The following is a 15821-nucleotide window of genomic DNA, read 5'->3' as shown; positions in this document are numbered from 1 at the left end:
GTTTGGTTCGGTATTGCATACACTTCCTCACTCTGAAGAAGTGTCTACTTATTCGGGGCCATTCCAATCCTCCGCTCGTAGAGGCCGCTTTAGTAGGCCAGCTTTGCGCAGCAAAGCGTCTTATAGTAAGAGCTAGTGCCAAGACTAGACACATGCAAAAGTGACAAACGAAACAGAGACTAAATATGCAGGTTGGTTTGGGTATTTTTCTTTAACTGACAGCTTACAGCTGTCTTTTAAGCCGTCTTCCTGACGGAAGTCAGGATCTGCTTTTTTGTTGTTTGACCCCAGTGTTCTCTTTAACTGACAGCTTAAGGCTTTCAGCTGTCTTTATGCCGTCTTCCTGACGCAGGTCAGGATCTGCTTTTTTGTTGTTTGACCCCGTGTCCTCTTTAACTGACAGCTTAAGGCTTCCAGCTGTCAGTTAAGCTGTTTATTCTTCGTCGCTGATCTCAAAGTCTTCTATTTCAATACCCAGCTCGGCCATGATTTTGCGGGCACGAGTCGGTACTTGATCCAGCACATCTTTGCGCAAATCTTCGTCTTGCGGCAAAGGTTGTCCCGTATAAGCATGCAAGAAGGCTTCACATAGCAGCTCACTGTTAGTAGCGTGGCGCAAGTTATTTACCTGACGGCGAGTACGCTCATCGGTTAATATCTTCAATACCTTGAGCGGTATGGACACGGTGATCTTTTTTACTTGTTCATTTTTCTTGCCGTGTTCGGCGTAAGGGCTGATATAGTCGCCGTTCCATTCAGTTTTCATTATTTACCCGCATCAAGGTTAAAAATCTGAGCGAGATTGTAACCCCTACACTTTATATTGGCAATCCAACAGCTAAGAAGTTTAGACGTCTGGGAGGCTTGACGGCTCATCTGGCCTGGGTTACTGTGCGCGCAGAGGAAGTTTTTATTGCGAGGGTCAGCAGACCCTAGGTTGCCAGAGTGCAAAGGAGAGGACATGCCAGATTATCAGACCCAAACTCATGCCGTTCGTACCGGTATCGATACCGATACCCAACATGGGGCTGTTGCACCACCTATTTATCTGAGCAGCACTTATTCGTTTGCCGAATTTGATAAGCAGCGCCGTTTTGATTACGCCCGCTCGGGTAACCCTACGCGCCAAACCTTAATTGATGCGCTAACCCTGCTTGAGAAAGGCGCGGGTGGTGCCGTAACGGCAACGGGCACCGGTACTATTAATCTGATTGTTACCTCGCAGTTAAACGTCGATGATTTATTGATAGCCCCCCACGACTGTTATGGCGGCACCCATCGACTGTTTAATGCCTTTGCTAAAAAAGGCCACTTTAAGGTTGAATATATTGATCAGACCGACGCAGCAGCCGTTGCGGCGGCGATGGCGAAAAAGCCAAAAATGCTGTGGATTGAAACGCCGTCTAACCCGCTGTTGCGTGTCGTTGACATTGCTGCCTTGTGTACTGCTGCCAAAGAAGTGGGCGCACTAAGTGTGGTCGATAACACCTTTTTATCGCCGATATTACAACAGCCGCTGACCTTGGGGGCCGATCTTGTCGTGCATTCAACCACCAAATATATTAATGGCCATTCCGATGCGCTAGGCGGTGCCTTGGTTGCCGCCAGTGCCGAGTTGGCTGAGGAGCTGCGCTGGTGGGCGAACTGCTTAGGGGTAACCGGCCCGGCGTTTGATAACTATCAAACCTTGCGTGGTCTTCGCACCTTAGGCGTACGTATGCGCCAGCATTGTGAAAATGCCGATGCCGTCATTGCGTATCTGCAAGGGCGCACCGAGGTAAAAGCTATTTACCATCCTAGTTTGCCCAGCAACCCAGGCCACGAAGTGGCGGCACGCCAGCAATCGGGTTTTGGTGCCATGCTCAGCTTTGAGCTTGATACCGACGACGCGGGTATGCGTGCGTTTTTGGCTGAATTAAAGCTATTTTGCTTAGCCGAATCGTTAGGTGGTGTAGAGAGTCTTATTGCCCACCCCGCGACCATGACTCATGCGGCCATGCCAGAAACCGACCGCATTACCGCGGGCATTAATAATCAGCTATTGCGTGTATCAGTAGGCATTGAAGATGTTCGTGATCTAATCGCCGATTTTGACCAAGCTTTTAAGGTATTAAGTAAGTAATGACTAAGCACCCATATGATGCCGGCTCTCATTGGCGTCCGGTTCATAAGTTTGGCGGCAGCAGCTTAGGCGATGCCGCCTGCTTTCACCGAGTGGCAGGTATTATTCAGAGCCAACAACAGGCTGATGCACTGATAGTGGTGTCGGCGTCAGGTAAAACAACCAACCGGCTGATTGAGTTACTTAATTTATTTGTGAGTGGCGATAGCGCAGCGGCCATTATGTTAGAAGGGCTGTATAGCTTTCAACAGCAGCTGATTATCAACACCCTAAGCGAAGACCAAGCGACTCCCTTACTAGCGCTGCTGGATGAAGATATCAGTCGTATTGCTGCGGCATTAGAAACTCAGCGACTAGACGAATATCAACGCAATTTTATTCAGTCGTTTGGCGAGTTGTGGTCTTCGCGGCTGTTAGCCAAGCTATTAAATTGCCAAGGCGTGTCTGCTGCCAGCCTAGATGCTCGCCGTTTTTTACGGGTGAGTGGCTCGCCGGTACAGGTAGATGACGATTATTCTCGCCAGCAGTTGCAACACATTTTGGCAGAACATGCTGGGCAAGTGTTGGTTGTTAGTGGCTTTATTGCCGCTGATGCTGAAGGTAGAACACGGCTGTTGGGTCGTAACGGTTCCGATTTTAGTGCCACCTTGCTTGCCGCTCTCGCCGATAGTACGCACACCACTATTTGGAGTGATGTACCCGGTGTATTCAGTGCCGATCCTCGCCGTGTACAAGACACTCAGCTGCTCTCGCGGCTGTCTTTATCGGAAGCGGCCGAGCTGGCGCGATTGGGCTCACCTATTTTGCACAGCCGTACCTTGGGGCCGGTAGCTGATAGCCAGCAGCAATTAATGCTGCGCAGCAGTTATCACCCTAACGACGGTCATACCCGTATATTACGCCAACATCCGCGCGAACCAGGCGCCCGCATTGTTACCTCGGTGGACGATGCGGTATTGATCGAAATGACCATTTCCAGCGGCTATCAAGAAAAAGTAAATGCGCTCACCGAATGGTTAACGCGCCGTGAACTGGCGCCGTTGGCCTGTAAGCGCAGGCCCGAGCGTAAATTGTGGCAAATTGCTTACACCCAAGAGCAGGCAGCTCAGGCATTTTCGCTGTTGCGTGACCATCAGCCAGCGGGTGGCTTTGAAGACCTACAAGAACGCGAAGGCTTCTCGTTGGTGGCCTTGGTGGGTAAGGGTGTAACGGCGCAGCCCGAGCAGTGTTTACACTTTTATCACGCCTTAAACGAGCTGCCTCTGGAGTTTATTCAGCCAGCCATTAATGGCTTGAGTCTGGTCGGCATTGTGCGAAAAGTTCCCATTGAACCGCTGTTGCAGCGGTTACATCAAAATCTATTCAGTCGGCCCAAGCGCATTGGTCTACTGTTATTTGGTCGCGGCAATATCGGCCAAGCTTGGCTTAAGCTCTATCAGCAGCAAAAGGCACGGGTAGAGCAGCAGCTAAATGTGCACCTGACTTTGTATGGGGCGTTTGGCTCTAAAGGGGGCATGCTGGCAAGCCAGGGGCTGGAAGTTGAGCGAGTGCTCAATGATTTTCAGCCACAGGACTTGGTGTGGCCAAATTGGTTAGAAGGCCTAGCAGAGCATGGTTTCGACCAGTTAGTCGCACTCGATTTTACTGCCTCCGATCATCTAGTGCAGTATTACCCAGACCTAGTTGAACAGCATATTCATATTATTGCTGCTAATAAGCTGGCGGGCGCATCTGATCAGGATTTCTACCTGCACTTAAAGCAATGCTTAGCCGAACACCGAGTGCAGTTTTTAAGTAGCGCCACAGTGGGTGCGGGCTTGCCCGTACAAAGCAGCATTAAACATTTGCAGCAGTCGGGCGAGCACGTTCTAGCGATTAGCGGTATTTTCTCGGGGACTTTGAGCTGGTTGTTTCAGCACTACGATGGCAGCCAGTCGTTTTCTGAACTGGTGTTGCAAGCGTGGCAGCAAGGCTTAACCGAGCCCGACCCGCGCCAAGATCTTAACGGACAAGATGTGAAGCGCAAGCTGGTGATTTTGGCGCGCGAAGCAGGTTTTGATCTCGACCCGGCACAGGTAATGGTACAAGATTTAGTGCCTGAGGCACTGGCGGCCCTAGATAAAGCTCTCTTTTTTGAACAGCTAGTAGAGCTCGATCAGCCGTTGGCCAAGGCACTGGCGGCGGCAGAGGCCCAAGACGGTGTGCTACGCCATGTGGCGCGCTTTGATGCACAAAGTGGCAAGGCCAGTGTGGGGCTAGAAGTGGTTAGCAACGGTCATGCCTTTGCCCATTTGCGCCCGGGTGATAATGTGTATGCTATTGAAACCACTCATTATCAACAGAACCCATTAGTCATCCAAGGACCGGGGGCTGGCCGAGAAGTGACTGCCGGCGCCATGCAAGCAGATCTATGGAGCCTGTTGGCCAGTTTTAAGTAACTAAACCAGCGCCGAGCACCAAGCGCCCAGTTCAAGACCAACACCGACTATAAAAAGGCTCCCGATTGGGAGCCTTTTTTATTATTACGGCTTACTCGCGGTAGCTGCCAGCTTATGCGCTCTGAAGCATGGCTTTAGGCGATAAAATATCGGCTAATTGCTTATCGGTTAGCAACTGCTCTTTGCGTACTAGCTCGGCTACACCTAAGCCGCTTAGCAGTGCCTGACCGGCAATGCGGCTGGCGTTATCGTAGCCAATATGTGGCACTAGCGCGGTGACGATACCAATGCTGTTTTCTACGTGCTGGGCACAGCGATCTTCATTGGCGGTAATGCCGCGAATGCACAGCTTATCTAGCATGCGAATTGATTTATCTAACATGCGACAGTTATTGAGCAGGTTAAAGATAATCAATGGCTCCATGGCGTTCAGTTGTAACTGACCGGCTTCGGCAGCCATGGTTACCGTCATGTCGGTGCCCATTACCTGAAATGCAGTTTGGTTCATGGCTTCTGGGATCACAGGGTTAACCTTGCCCGGCATAATAGAAGAGCCTGGTTGCATAGCGGGTAGGTTAATTTCGGCCAAACCGGTGCGGGGGCCGCTTGATAACAAGCGCAAGTCGTTGCTTAGCTTAGACAGCTTAACGGCTAGGCGCTTGAGGGTGCCAGAAAAGGTAACAAAAGCCCCCATGTCGGCGCTGGCAGCAATTAAGTCTTTGGCAAGAGTGACGGGTAAGCCGCTGATATTGGCTAATTCGCTAACGGCTAATCGCGCGTAACCACTGGGCGCATTAATACCGGTACCTATGGCGGTGCCGCCTAAGTTTACTTCACATAACTGCGAGCAAGCGTGATCGATACTGGTACGTTCACCGCCTAAGTCGGACGCAAACGCGTTGAACTCTTGGCCCAGAGTCATAGGAACGGCATCTTGCATTTGGGTGCGGCCCATTTTCAAGATGTCAGCAAATTCCTGACCTTTAGCGCCTAAGCTTTGTTGCAGATCACCAATGGCGGTTTTTAGATTTTGAGCGGCAAATACAATGGCTAAACGTGCTGCCGTAGGGTACACATCGTTTGTTGATTGTGAGCGGTTAACGTCATTATTCGGGTGCAAGTGGGTGTATTGACCATACTCGAAGCCCAACTTTTTCAAGCCAATATTGGCAATCACTTCATTGGCATTCATGTTGGTCGAGGTACCGGCACCACCTTGGATCAAATCTACAATAAACTGATCATGATGCTCACCGCTAATCAGGGTATTACAGGCGGCTTGAATGGCATCGGCTTTCTCATCAGTTAGCAAACCATGCTGATGGTTAGCACGAGCGGCGGCGGCTTTCACCATGGCCAATGCGTTAATCAGTTCGGGAAAGTGACTGATTGGCATGCCGGAGATATCAAAGTTTTGTTTGGCGCGCTGGGTCTGAATGCCATAGAGGGCTTCAGCAGGTACGGTTTGATCGCCCAATAAGTCATGTTCGATACGCATGTTGACGTTGCTTAATGGCTCGGTAGCAGATTTGATAGTCATAAGTCCCTTTAGGCGTTAATTGAATTGGAAATAAAGTTCCATGGTGGTGATTAGTAGGTGTATGCGGCAATCAGAGCGCATCTACATTTATGTAAATAAATGGCGATAGCCCTAGTTAGTGCGAAAGCCGAACGATTGGAAGAACTCCCTGAATAGAAGCATTAAGAGTCATTTAATCGGACTAATAGAGAAAAAATGAGGCCTAAGCGGCATGGGAGGTGGCTAAAGATAGCGAAATAATGCGAGGTTTCCTAGCCCTGACGGTGAGGAATCCGTTTTGTTAGATCGGTTTATCTAATGTGGGCAGGCCAAAATTAGGCGCTATGTTTCACTATTTGGGTCGCTAGAGCGCAATAGGCCGTTAGTGATAACATTAACGAGATCGCTCAATAATTTCTGCTAAGTCGGGACACTGCGGTGTGGGTAATTGGTGGGGTGAAAACCAGCCCACGGCCTCGGCATCGTCGGCGGCTATGGCCTCACCACTTTGGTATTCACCGCGCACTGCCACCATCACATAATGGTGGGCAAGCTGGTTATTCTCGTCATTAGCCAGCACGTCGTAACAGGCAAAGGGGGCATCCATTTTTGCATGAATGGCGGTTTCTTCTAATAACTCGCGCGCCGCGCCCTCACTCATCGTCTCCCCCCATTCTAGCTTGCCACCCGGAAAGCCCCAATGACCCGCATGAGGGGCAAATTTACGCTTAACCAACAACACCTGCTGCTGCTGCCAAACAATGGCAATTACGCCAACTTTAGGTGTGGGATTATGCTGCACTAAGGTCGCCATTGGTGATCCTGCGAATAAAAATAAGCCCTCACCTTATCGTAAATGAGGGGCAACTGACTAGAGGAAGCGCCGAGTCTCCGGTTATCAAGCTAACTCAAAATAGCAACCCTTGCTGCCGCGGTTGCTCACGCCGAACAAAAGGTCGACTCCACCGACAGGCTACATGGATGTACTTGAAGCGTGTCGGAAGAGGCTACTCAGTAGCCTCTGATCGGCGGTAATGAATACAGTAAATTTGGTGCTGGTCTTACCGTCTCAATACGCGATAAATGAACAACAGGATCAGCGCGCCGACCACGGCGGTGAAAAAGCTGGCTAGGTTAAAGCCGCTAACGGTGCCAAAGCCTAATTCGCGACCAATACCAAACTCTTTACCAATCCAACCACCCAAAAAAGAACCGGCAACACCCAGTAAGATAGTCATGATCAAACCGCCACCGTCACGGCCCGGCATGAGAAATTTAGCAATAAAACCAGCAATTAGACCAAAAAACACCCAACTCAAAATATCCATTAAATAACTCCTGTTGAAAAATAAAAGCGGTATGCCTTACGCGGTACGCTGTAAGTCAAAGAAGAATAGCGTTGGTCTTTAACTTATGGCGTATAGCGTACAGCTTATGGCGTTAGTTTTGCTGTTATGAAACTAGGCGTCAATGAGGGCCCAATGATTATCCCACTGATAGGCCGAATACAAGCGTTGTTCGCGACCGCGGTTGTCGAGCAGGCTAATGCCGCCATGCCCGCTGCCTAACCAAATTTGACCATTATTGGCCGAAGCGCCGGACGCATCTGGCAGTGGGGCGATACGGATCAGCTCGCCGCTATGCCGGTGCCACAGACCATAGCAATTACCCGGTGGCGAGGTGGCCGCAATTAAGGTGTCGGTTACGGCAATGCTGGCAATGTAGTGATTGAAACGCGCCCAGTCCAGCGGTGTACCGCCCAAAGGAGTGAGCGCCGTACCACCTGATGCTTGCAGCAATTGGCCGGGTTTATGGCGCGCTATGAGTGGCGGATAATCGTCGGGTTCGCCCCGGTATTGCTGGCCGGTAAACACTTCGCCGTCGGCGGTGACCGCGAGGTGGCGAATCGATAGATGCTGGTCGGCCAGAGAGGCTTGCGCTAACAGGCTGCCATTTTTGGCATCCAGATAGCTGAGGCTGGGCGTCATGGACTCTAGGTTCAAGGGCTCACGACCATAGGTATGCACGCCGCCTACGCCAATCACCAGGTTACCGTTGGGCATCAGGCGAACTTCATGAGGGCCTATGCCAAAACCGGTATATTCGGCGACTTTTTCCAGCCGGTTGCTATTGAGTGCATAGACGCCAATCACCCCCTGACTGCTGTCGCTTACCCCTTCGGTGGTAAACAAGGTACGACCGTCGGCGCTGAATACCCCATGGCCGTAGTAATGGCGGCCAGTATCGGCTTGACGTACTTGTAGCGCCTCGCCAGTTTCATGATTAAACAAGTATAAAAACTGGCCAGGCCGACGCGCGTGGCATACCGCCAGCGGTAAGGTAGGATGCACCGCCATGCCATGGCCGCGTGCCGGCAACGGCAGCTCGTAGCGCAAGCTGCCGTCCAGGTTAAGCGCCTGCAGCACATATTGATTTTGTGCTCGTCGCCCACCGCCAACCAAATAAGACTGGCGGGCGGGTGCAGCGTTAGGCAGGGCGCAGCCGACCAGACCTAAACTGCTCAACACACCGGCGGCGGATAGCACCTTTAAAAACTGTCGGCGTTGCATCAGTCACCGTCCGTGGCATTAAAGCCCAAGCTCAGCCCCAGTTCACCGGGCAGCCGTTGCTGCAGCTGATAGCCCAGTTGATCGAATGACAGCTTGAAGCGCAGCAACTTGGCATAGTTGTCACCTTGCAGCCAGTAGGACAGGCTGTCGCCAGCGGGCAGGTGGGCCAGCGCATCGGCAAAGGCTTCATCCAGAGCTTCGACGGTGGCTTGATGTTGATTGCTCGTTTGCGGCGTGCTGTTTTGCAACTCGCGATTTTGTAACAAGTAGTCGCGCATACCGCCTTGGCGGTACTCTTGTTCAAGAGACATCAGGCTGGTGCGTAAAAAGTGTAACGATTGCTCGCTACGCCAGGCTTCGGCAAACAGCGGTCGAGGGTGCTGCACGGTATTCAGCGGCAGCTCGAATTTCTTTTCGATGAGATCGTAGCGGTGAGATAACTGGCCTAACACCTGGGTCAGCAGGACGGTGGCCCCGCCTTGCTGCTGCATTTGCGCCAGTTGTTGCTGGTAGCCGTCGGCATTATACCAGGCGCCTTGCAGTTGCTTGCCATTGCTGGCCAGCTGGGCCGTGATGCCAGGTAGCAGCAGGCAGCGTTGATGGGCACTAAGTTCGCTTTCCAACAAATACTCGACCGCACTTAAGGTGGTGACCACGCCTCGGTCTGGCACGGCGTCACCCTTGGCGACGGCAGCCAGCTCTCGGCGGACCTGCTTGCCGACCGTGTCCTTCTTGTCTGGCCAGAACTGAAAGGCAAAACTCAAGCCTTCGGCATCCAGTGGGCCGCCACTTTGCCCTTGATGTGCGCTCCAGGCGGCAAAGCTGCTGCGCCACTGTTGTGTAACGATGGAAAGTGACGGTGTGGCTTGCTGACCCGTTTGCACATCAGTTTGCTGGCAATAATCGGCGCTGGCTTGTTGCAATTGAGTGAACTCATTGGCCAATAGATCGGCTTGCTGGCGCATAAAGTCAAGGTGGTCATTAGCCATCGTTTGCAGTGCAGCATCGGTTGCTGGCTGAGTTTGGCAGGCGGTGAGTGTGCCCAGAGTAGCCAGCAGTAACAGGGACTTTTTCATAGGGACTCCAGAAAGGCGATAAGTTGGGCACGTTCGGAACTACCCATGGCGATGACACTTTGTTTTGCGGGTTCGGCTTCACCACCGTGCCAGAGAATGGCTTCCAGCAAGGTGCTGGCTCGTCCATCATGCAGGTAGGAGGCCTCTGTTACGCCGGCGACTTCGGCGGCATAGCCCAGGCCCCATAACGGCGGGGTACGCCATTCGCGGCCGCTAGCTAAAAATTCGGGTCTATTATCCGCCAGCCCTTCGCCCATGTCGTGCAGCAGCAAGTCGGTATAAGGATAAATTTTCTGTCGGCTGAGCGCCGGACTGTCGTGTTGGCCGGTGGTGTAAGAGGGCGTGTGGCAACCGCTGCAACCTAAGGCGAGAAACAACTGTTCTCCGGCAATTACGTCGGGGTTATCTAGCCCACGGCGGGCCGGTACGGCTAGATGCTGGCTGTAGAAGGTGACGGCGTCTAAAATATCTTCGCTAACTTCTAGCTTGCCGCCGTTTGGATAGTTGTCACATTTCTGTGCAGCAGTGCAGTCGTCGGCTAAAAATAGCGACGAGGTAATGCCCATATCACCGGCAAAGGCACTGGCATTTTGTTGGCGCAGGCTGGGTTGACCGGCTTTCCAACCAAAGCGACCCAGCACTGTGGTGTTGGCTTTATTATTCCACACCCGATTGGCGCGGCCGCTGATGCCCGTGCCGTCAGGATTATCACGTACCAGTAAATCCGTTTCATCAATGGCTTCCAGCAGACCTAGGCCTATCATGGGCGGCGCGATGCGCGATGAAAACAAGGTATCAGGATGCAGGTCACCGTAGCCGAGCTTGGTTATCGAAAGGCTGGGTTGGCGCAACGCCACGCGAGTGCCATCGCTCAAGCTCACTTGATGAGTTTGATAAGTTATATTCACCTTGCCCTCGGGCGTCGCACCCGGAATGGCCATGTCTTGCAGCTGACCGCCATAAGTTGGCTCGTTGATCACGCCGTGTAACTTTAACCACTCTTGCTGCTCTGGGCTACCGTTGCTGGGAATAGATAAGCGCACCAACATCGACACCGCGTTGTCGCTCTTGGTATGCGGAGGGTGGCCGCGGCCGTCTTTAATATGGCAGCCTTGGCAAGCGTTAGTGTTAAGCAACGGACCTAAGCCATCGCGGGCATCTGTAGTGGCCGGCGCCGTGACCCAGGGATTGCGAAAAAAGCTGTTGCCGACCGAAAAGTCGAGCCGCTTTTCAAAGCTTAAATTTACTGCTGGCATAGAGAAGGCATTACCGCCGGTTTTGTCGGTAGTGGTGTCGCCACCGGGTTTGGCTGGGTTGGCGTGGGCATTGAGTGCCAGTGCTGCGCACAGCAGCGCACCCGAAAGTCGAAACAGCATATTGAATCCAGAGTTAAAAGCTGTGAAGAGTGAATGGGATGGGTAAAGAGGAAAACACACCGTCTTTAGATACGGTGTGTTTTCTGTAGTCTTGGGGTGATTGTCGTCTTCTTCACCCTTAACGGACCTTACCTAATTAAAACTCGTGGTCGGCGGTGTCCGGGCTCAGGTTGCTAATGCCAATGGTATTGGCCGCCAGTTCAATGGCGCGAGTCTGCTCAACCAAGGCGTCAATGGCATCTTGCACCAGCTGGTTACCGGCTGGGTTATCGGCACTGATTAACTGATCGAAATGCACATTGTTCACTTCGGCCGACTGCACCAGTTGATAAACCGCTTGCTCGCTGGTGCGCATTTGCGCATTTATCTGCTTGGCGGCGCTGCGGTCTTGTTGAGCCACCAGCTGTAGTAATGACGGGCCCTGAATGGTGCTGCCGTCGATGCGCTGATACTCACCAAACATTAGATTAACGATGCCTTTCTCGTTGTAGTAATGCGAGTTGTGGGTATTGTCAGAAAAGCAGTCGTGCTCGTCTTCTACCGAGTTGGCGACCAGTGCCACCTTCATGCGCTCGCCGGCCAGCTCGCCCAAAGACAATGAACCCATGCCAAACAGCATGCGGCGCACGCCTTCTTCGGCGGGCAGCGCGGTTAGCTCGGCACGATAGTTATTGGCATCATTGGCTTGCCACTGCTGGCTCATCCAGCTCAGATCGGTGATCAGCAGTTGGCTTGCAGCCTGTAGGTAATCACGGCGACGATCACAGTTGCCGTTGGTGCAATCCGCACCCAGCACATAATCGGTATACGCACGCTCACCGGCACCGGTGTTGGTACCGTTCAAGTCCTGACCCCACAGCAAGAACTCGATGGCGTGATAACCGGACGCCACGTTGGCTTCTGAACCCGCAACTTCATTTAAGCCGGCCAGCAATTCGGGGGTAATCTTGCTGACATCCAGTTTCTCGCCGCCAACCTGCAGTATCTTGCTGGCGATGATGTTGGCGGTTGCGCCCTCGTTACCCAGCTCATGCTGATAACCCGGGGCTACATAGTCAATCAGGCCTTCATCCAGTGGCCAGGCATTCAGCTGGCCTTCCCAGTTGTCTACGACCGGATTGGCGAAGCGAAAGGTTTCCGACTGCTGATAAGGAACGCGGGCGGCAATCCAGGCGGCACGCGCTTGTGCCAGAGTGCGCTCACTTGGGTTGGCCAGCAGTTGCTTGATGGCCACCTCCAGTTGCTCGGCAGCAGTCAAAGAGTCGGCATACACCGCTTGGGCAATATCGGCATAGTGCTCGACCACTTGCTGCTGACTGACAGCAGGAGTATTGGTTTGGGCGCAACCGCTCAGCAGGGCACCAATGGCAGCTGCCAGTGCGAGTTTCTGGTAAGGCATTCAAGTATCCTTTATGACTATGCGTATGAGAATGGTTTGTATTAATCGGTTGAATAGTAGCGTTTTTAGATAAGCGGCCGCAAGAAATTGCCGAAAAAATATTCTGTGCAGTGACTGATATGAGGGGTAAATATATAGCTGAAAGGCGAGCCTTACGCCGTACGCCGTAAGTTAAAACAAGACGGTGCTTATCTTTAACGTACAGCGTAAGGCGTACTACGGGGTCTTAGAGGATTTTGCTTAAAAATTCTTGGGTTCTGGGTTCTGTAGGATTATCAAATAACGCAGCTGGTGTGTTTTGTTCTAAAATTCGTCCTTGATGGATAAATACCACCCGATCGCTGACTTCACGAGCAAAGCCCATTTCGTGGGTGACTACCACCATGGTCATGCCTTCCAATGCCAGTTGCTTCATTACGGCTAACACTTCGCCGACCATTTCTGGATCTAGCGCCGAAGTCGGCTCATCAAACAACATGATTTTTGGATTCATGGCGAGCGATCGCGCAATAGCTACTCGTTGTTTTTGACCACCGGATAACTCCCCTGGATACGCATTAGCTTTATCGGCTAAGCCCACCTTGTCTAATAACTCGAGTGCGGCTTTATTAGCGACAGCTCGGCTAACACCTCGGGCTTTAATGGGGGCTAGCGTAATATTGTCTAATACGGTTTTATGAGGGAATAAATTGAAGTGTTGAAATACCATGCCCACTTCTTGACGGATTTTATTAATGTCCGTGCCCTTGGCCGTAATATCTTGGCCATCAATGATGACTTGACCGCCGGTGATCTCTTCCAACTTATTTAAGCAGCGTAAAAATGTGCTTTTGCCTGAGCCGGAAGCGCCAATCACACACACCACTTCTTGTGCAGCAATATCGATAGAAATTTCTTTTAGTACTTCGAGAGTACCAAAGGATTTTTTTAAGTTATGTACTTGAATGATGTTCATGGCAGCTGGCATCTCCGCTCCAGATAGCTAGACAATAAAGAGAGCAAGTAAATAACCACAAAATACATGGCTCCCACAGCAATCCAAATCTCAAAGGCTTTAAAGGTCGCAGCAATTTGTACCTGCCCCTTTTGGGTGAGGTCAGCAATGCCGATAACAGATAATAAAGAGGTGTCTTTTAAGCTAATAATGGCCTGATTGGTAAAGGCGGGTAACATGCGACGAAAAGACTGCGGCAAAATAATATAGCGCATACTTTGGCTACTTGTTAAGCCGAGTGAGCGACCTGCTTCATTTTGGCCTTTATCCAAGGACTGAATGCCAGCTCGAATAATTTCCGAGAAATAAGCACCTGCATTGATGGCGACGGTAAAAATACCCGCAAACTCACGATCTAAACTGATAAAGTTTAAAGAATTCAATCCAAAGTAGATAAAAAATAATTGTACTAAAATCGGTGTGCCACGAATGATATCGACAAATATTTTAGCTAGCCAAGTTAAGGGTTTGATCGGCGAAAGACGTAGCAAAGCTAATATCAGACCAATGCCAAAGCCTAGGCTAATGGCAATAATAAATATTTTAAGAGTAACTTGTAACCCTTGCCATAAATACGGCAGTGATTCAATAACAACATCCATACTTAAGTCCTTGAAAAAGGTCCTTATAAAAAAGTCGTTAACCAACGGCACAGAGCTTAGCCAGCTAGTTAACGACCCTCATACTCGATTAATCTAAATAGGTGTTCATAATCGTTTCGTATTCGCCGCTTTCCTTTAGATTGGCTAAGCCATCATTAATCATTTTCAATAGTTCGTCATTCTTGTCTTTTAATACGGAAATACCGTAGTCATCACCGGTTAGTCGCTCGCCCACGGTTTTAAGATCTAAACCGCCCGTGGCGATGGCATAACTGATAACGGGATAATCTTCCATTAATGCATCTGCGGTACCATTACTCACTTCTTGAAACATGGAAGCACTGTCGCTGACTTGGATAATACTATAGCCATATTGCTCGGTGTTTTTATCGGCGAAGGATGCACCGACGGTACCATTTTTAACCACTACTTTTTTACCAGTTAAATCGTCTAAACTGGCAATGTCCTGATTGTTATCAGCAACGACTAACGAGACGCCGGCGGCAAAATAAGGTTCAGAAAAATCAACGGTTTCTTTGCGCTTGTCAGTAATGCTCATGCCGCCCATGCCCACATCAATCATGCCTGCCTGCATGGCGGGAATGATGCCAGAAAAGTCCATCTGTTCGATATTGATGGTAAAGCCCTGATTTTTGGCAATGGCGTTAATTAAGTCCACATCAATGCCGATCAGTTGGCCATCTTTGGTAAATTCGAATGGCGGATAGGTATTATCCACGCCTACGGTATAGACTTTGTCTGCTGAGCCAGCAGCATTGCTGGTCTCTTGAGTACTTGGCTTGTCACAAGCGCTCAGGCCAAGAGCCGCAACTAAGCTTAATAAGACCATGTTCTTTTTCATACTGACTTACCCCTTCCTTTTGGTTAGCTAACATTATTTTTACATTTAAAATTTGCAGGTTTACAGTTGTTTATACGACGTTATTGTGTAAATAAAGGCATATAAACTAATAATTTAACCGATTTTAAACTATTCGAAAAGCAGATGAGTGTCAATTGATTGTTAAAATGATCCCCTTAAACTGCGTGCGAGCGCCCATGGTGGCAAACGCTTTAAGCCGTAAGTCTAAACAAGACGCTGTTGGCTCTTAACGTAAGGCGTACAGCGTAAGACGTATCGCTTGCTATTCGGCAATATCCGCGATTACGGCGTCGAGTAAGTTTTGCAGTAGGTCTGCAGTGACGCCTAGCGAAAGACCGCGCTTGCCGCCGGATACTAAAATTTCGACATGCAAGTGTGCAGACTCATCAAGTACCGTCACCAGCCGCTTTTTTTGTGCGAATGGACTAATGCCACCCACTTTATAGCCGGTGAGGCGCTCGGCCTTAGCCGGTGGCATCATCTCGAGCTTTTTCATGCCCGCCGCTTTGGCCAAACGTTTAAGGTTTACCTTACCGGAAGAGGGCACTAACGCGACGACGGCACCTTGCTCGCCTTCGGTTAGTAGCGTCTTAAATACTTGCGCCAGTGGCACCTGTAACTGGCTGGCCGCATGAGCACCAAAGTCATCATGGGCGGTGCATTCATACTGATGCAGCGTAAAGGGCGCTTTTTGTTGCTCTAAAAACAAGATGGCAGGCGTCATGGCTCAATCCGAAGTGATAAAGTGGAATATTGGCAAGGTTTATCATATAAGCTCGCCTTTTACTTGTTATCTGTGTTAACAAGTATGCTTTCGTTATCCGTACTGGGTGACATCATTT

At 50.7% G+C, this 15821-nt stretch carries 14 protein-coding genes; 2 read left to right on the top strand and 12 right to left on the bottom strand.

The genetic code is table 11. The annotated features are described in order from the left end of the window. Nucleotides 1-433: 433 nt before the first annotated feature. Nucleotides 434-766, bottom strand: a complete 333-nt coding sequence (gene metJ, locus ACFQ1C_RS05780) for a met regulon transcriptional regulator MetJ (RefSeq protein WP_379557652.1) — start codon at nucleotides 764-766, stop codon at nucleotides 434-436. Between the two features lie 195 nt (nucleotides 767-961). Between metJ and metB the strand changes: the two genes are divergently transcribed. Continuing rightward, nucleotides 962-2122: a cystathionine gamma-synthase gene (gene metB / locus ACFQ1C_RS05775; protein WP_379557651.1), complete on the top strand. Its 1161-nt coding sequence runs from the start codon at nucleotides 962-964 to the stop codon at nucleotides 2120-2122. Further along, a complete protein-coding gene (metL, locus tag ACFQ1C_RS05770) occupies nucleotides 2122-4560 on the top strand; it encodes a bifunctional aspartate kinase/homoserine dehydrogenase II (protein ID WP_379557650.1) in 2439 nt (812 codons plus the stop codon). Before metB ends, metL begins: the two co-directional genes overlap by 1 nt. Nucleotides 4561-4672: 112 nt before the next feature. On the opposite strand, the gene ACFQ1C_RS05765 is transcribed toward metL, so the two are convergent. The 11 genes from ACFQ1C_RS05765 to ybaK all read right to left on the bottom strand — a co-directional run bounded on the left by ACFQ1C_RS05765 (nucleotide 4673) and on the right by ybaK (nucleotide 15703). Further along, nucleotides 4673-6100, bottom strand: a complete 1428-nt coding sequence (locus ACFQ1C_RS05765; RefSeq protein ID WP_379557649.1) for an aspartate ammonia-lyase — start codon at nucleotides 6098-6100, stop codon at nucleotides 4673-4675. 373 nt (nucleotides 6101-6473) lie between these two features. Next, nucleotides 6474-6893, bottom strand: a complete 420-nt coding sequence (locus ACFQ1C_RS05760; RefSeq protein WP_379557648.1) for an NUDIX hydrolase — start codon at nucleotides 6891-6893, stop codon at nucleotides 6474-6476. A 247-nt stretch (nucleotides 6894-7140) separates the two neighbouring features. After that, entirely contained in the window at nucleotides 7141-7407 is a 267-nt protein-coding gene (locus ACFQ1C_RS05755) for a GlsB/YeaQ/YmgE family stress response membrane protein (protein WP_379557647.1), read from the bottom strand. A 132-nt stretch (nucleotides 7408-7539) separates the two neighbouring features. After that, nucleotides 7540-8649: a DUF1513 domain-containing protein gene (locus ACFQ1C_RS05750; protein WP_379557646.1), complete on the bottom strand. Its 1110-nt coding sequence runs from the start codon at nucleotides 8647-8649 to the stop codon at nucleotides 7540-7542. Beyond that, nucleotides 8649-9725 carry an imelysin family protein gene (locus ACFQ1C_RS05745; protein WP_379557645.1) on the bottom strand — a complete coding sequence of 359 codons (1077 nt, stop codon included), beginning with the start codon at nucleotides 9723-9725 and terminating at the stop codon, nucleotides 8649-8651. The genes ACFQ1C_RS05750 and ACFQ1C_RS05745 overlap by 1 nt, the downstream gene beginning before the upstream one ends. After that, a complete protein-coding gene (locus ACFQ1C_RS05740) occupies nucleotides 9722-11101 on the bottom strand; it encodes a di-heme oxidoreductase family protein (protein ID WP_379557644.1) in 1380 nt (459 codons plus the stop codon). The genes ACFQ1C_RS05745 and ACFQ1C_RS05740 overlap by 4 nt, the downstream gene beginning before the upstream one ends. Nucleotides 11102-11237: 136 nt before the next feature. Continuing rightward, nucleotides 11238-12500 (bottom strand): imelysin family protein, encoded by a 1263-nt coding sequence (locus ACFQ1C_RS05735; RefSeq protein WP_379557643.1) that lies wholly within the window; start codon nucleotides 12498-12500, stop codon nucleotides 11238-11240. 226 nt (nucleotides 12501-12726) lie between these two features. Continuing rightward, a complete protein-coding gene (locus tag ACFQ1C_RS05730; protein WP_379557642.1) occupies nucleotides 12727-13467 on the bottom strand; it encodes an amino acid ABC transporter ATP-binding protein in 741 nt (246 codons plus the stop codon). Beyond that, nucleotides 13452-14096, bottom strand: a complete 645-nt coding sequence (locus ACFQ1C_RS05725) for an amino acid ABC transporter permease (RefSeq protein WP_379557641.1) — start codon at nucleotides 14094-14096, stop codon at nucleotides 13452-13454. The genes ACFQ1C_RS05730 and ACFQ1C_RS05725 overlap by 16 nt, the downstream gene beginning before the upstream one ends. 88 nt (nucleotides 14097-14184) lie before the next feature. Further along, entirely contained in the window at nucleotides 14185-14958 is a 774-nt protein-coding gene (locus tag ACFQ1C_RS05720; protein WP_379557640.1) for a transporter substrate-binding domain-containing protein, read from the bottom strand. A 283-nt stretch (nucleotides 14959-15241) separates the two neighbouring features. Beyond that, nucleotides 15242-15703, bottom strand: coding sequence for a Cys-tRNA(Pro) deacylase (gene ybaK, locus ACFQ1C_RS05715; RefSeq protein WP_379557639.1), 462 nt, complete (start codon nucleotides 15701-15703; stop codon nucleotides 15242-15244). Nucleotides 15704-15821 lie beyond the last annotated feature (118 nt).

The organism is Oceanisphaera ostreae (genome assembly GCF_042676125.1).
GTDB classification, from domain to species: domain Bacteria; phylum Pseudomonadota; class Gammaproteobacteria; order Enterobacterales; family Aeromonadaceae; genus Oceanimonas; species Oceanimonas ostreae.
The sequence above is the reverse complement of the archived record's forward strand: the minus strand, read 5'-3'. Positions and strand labels throughout refer to the sequence as shown.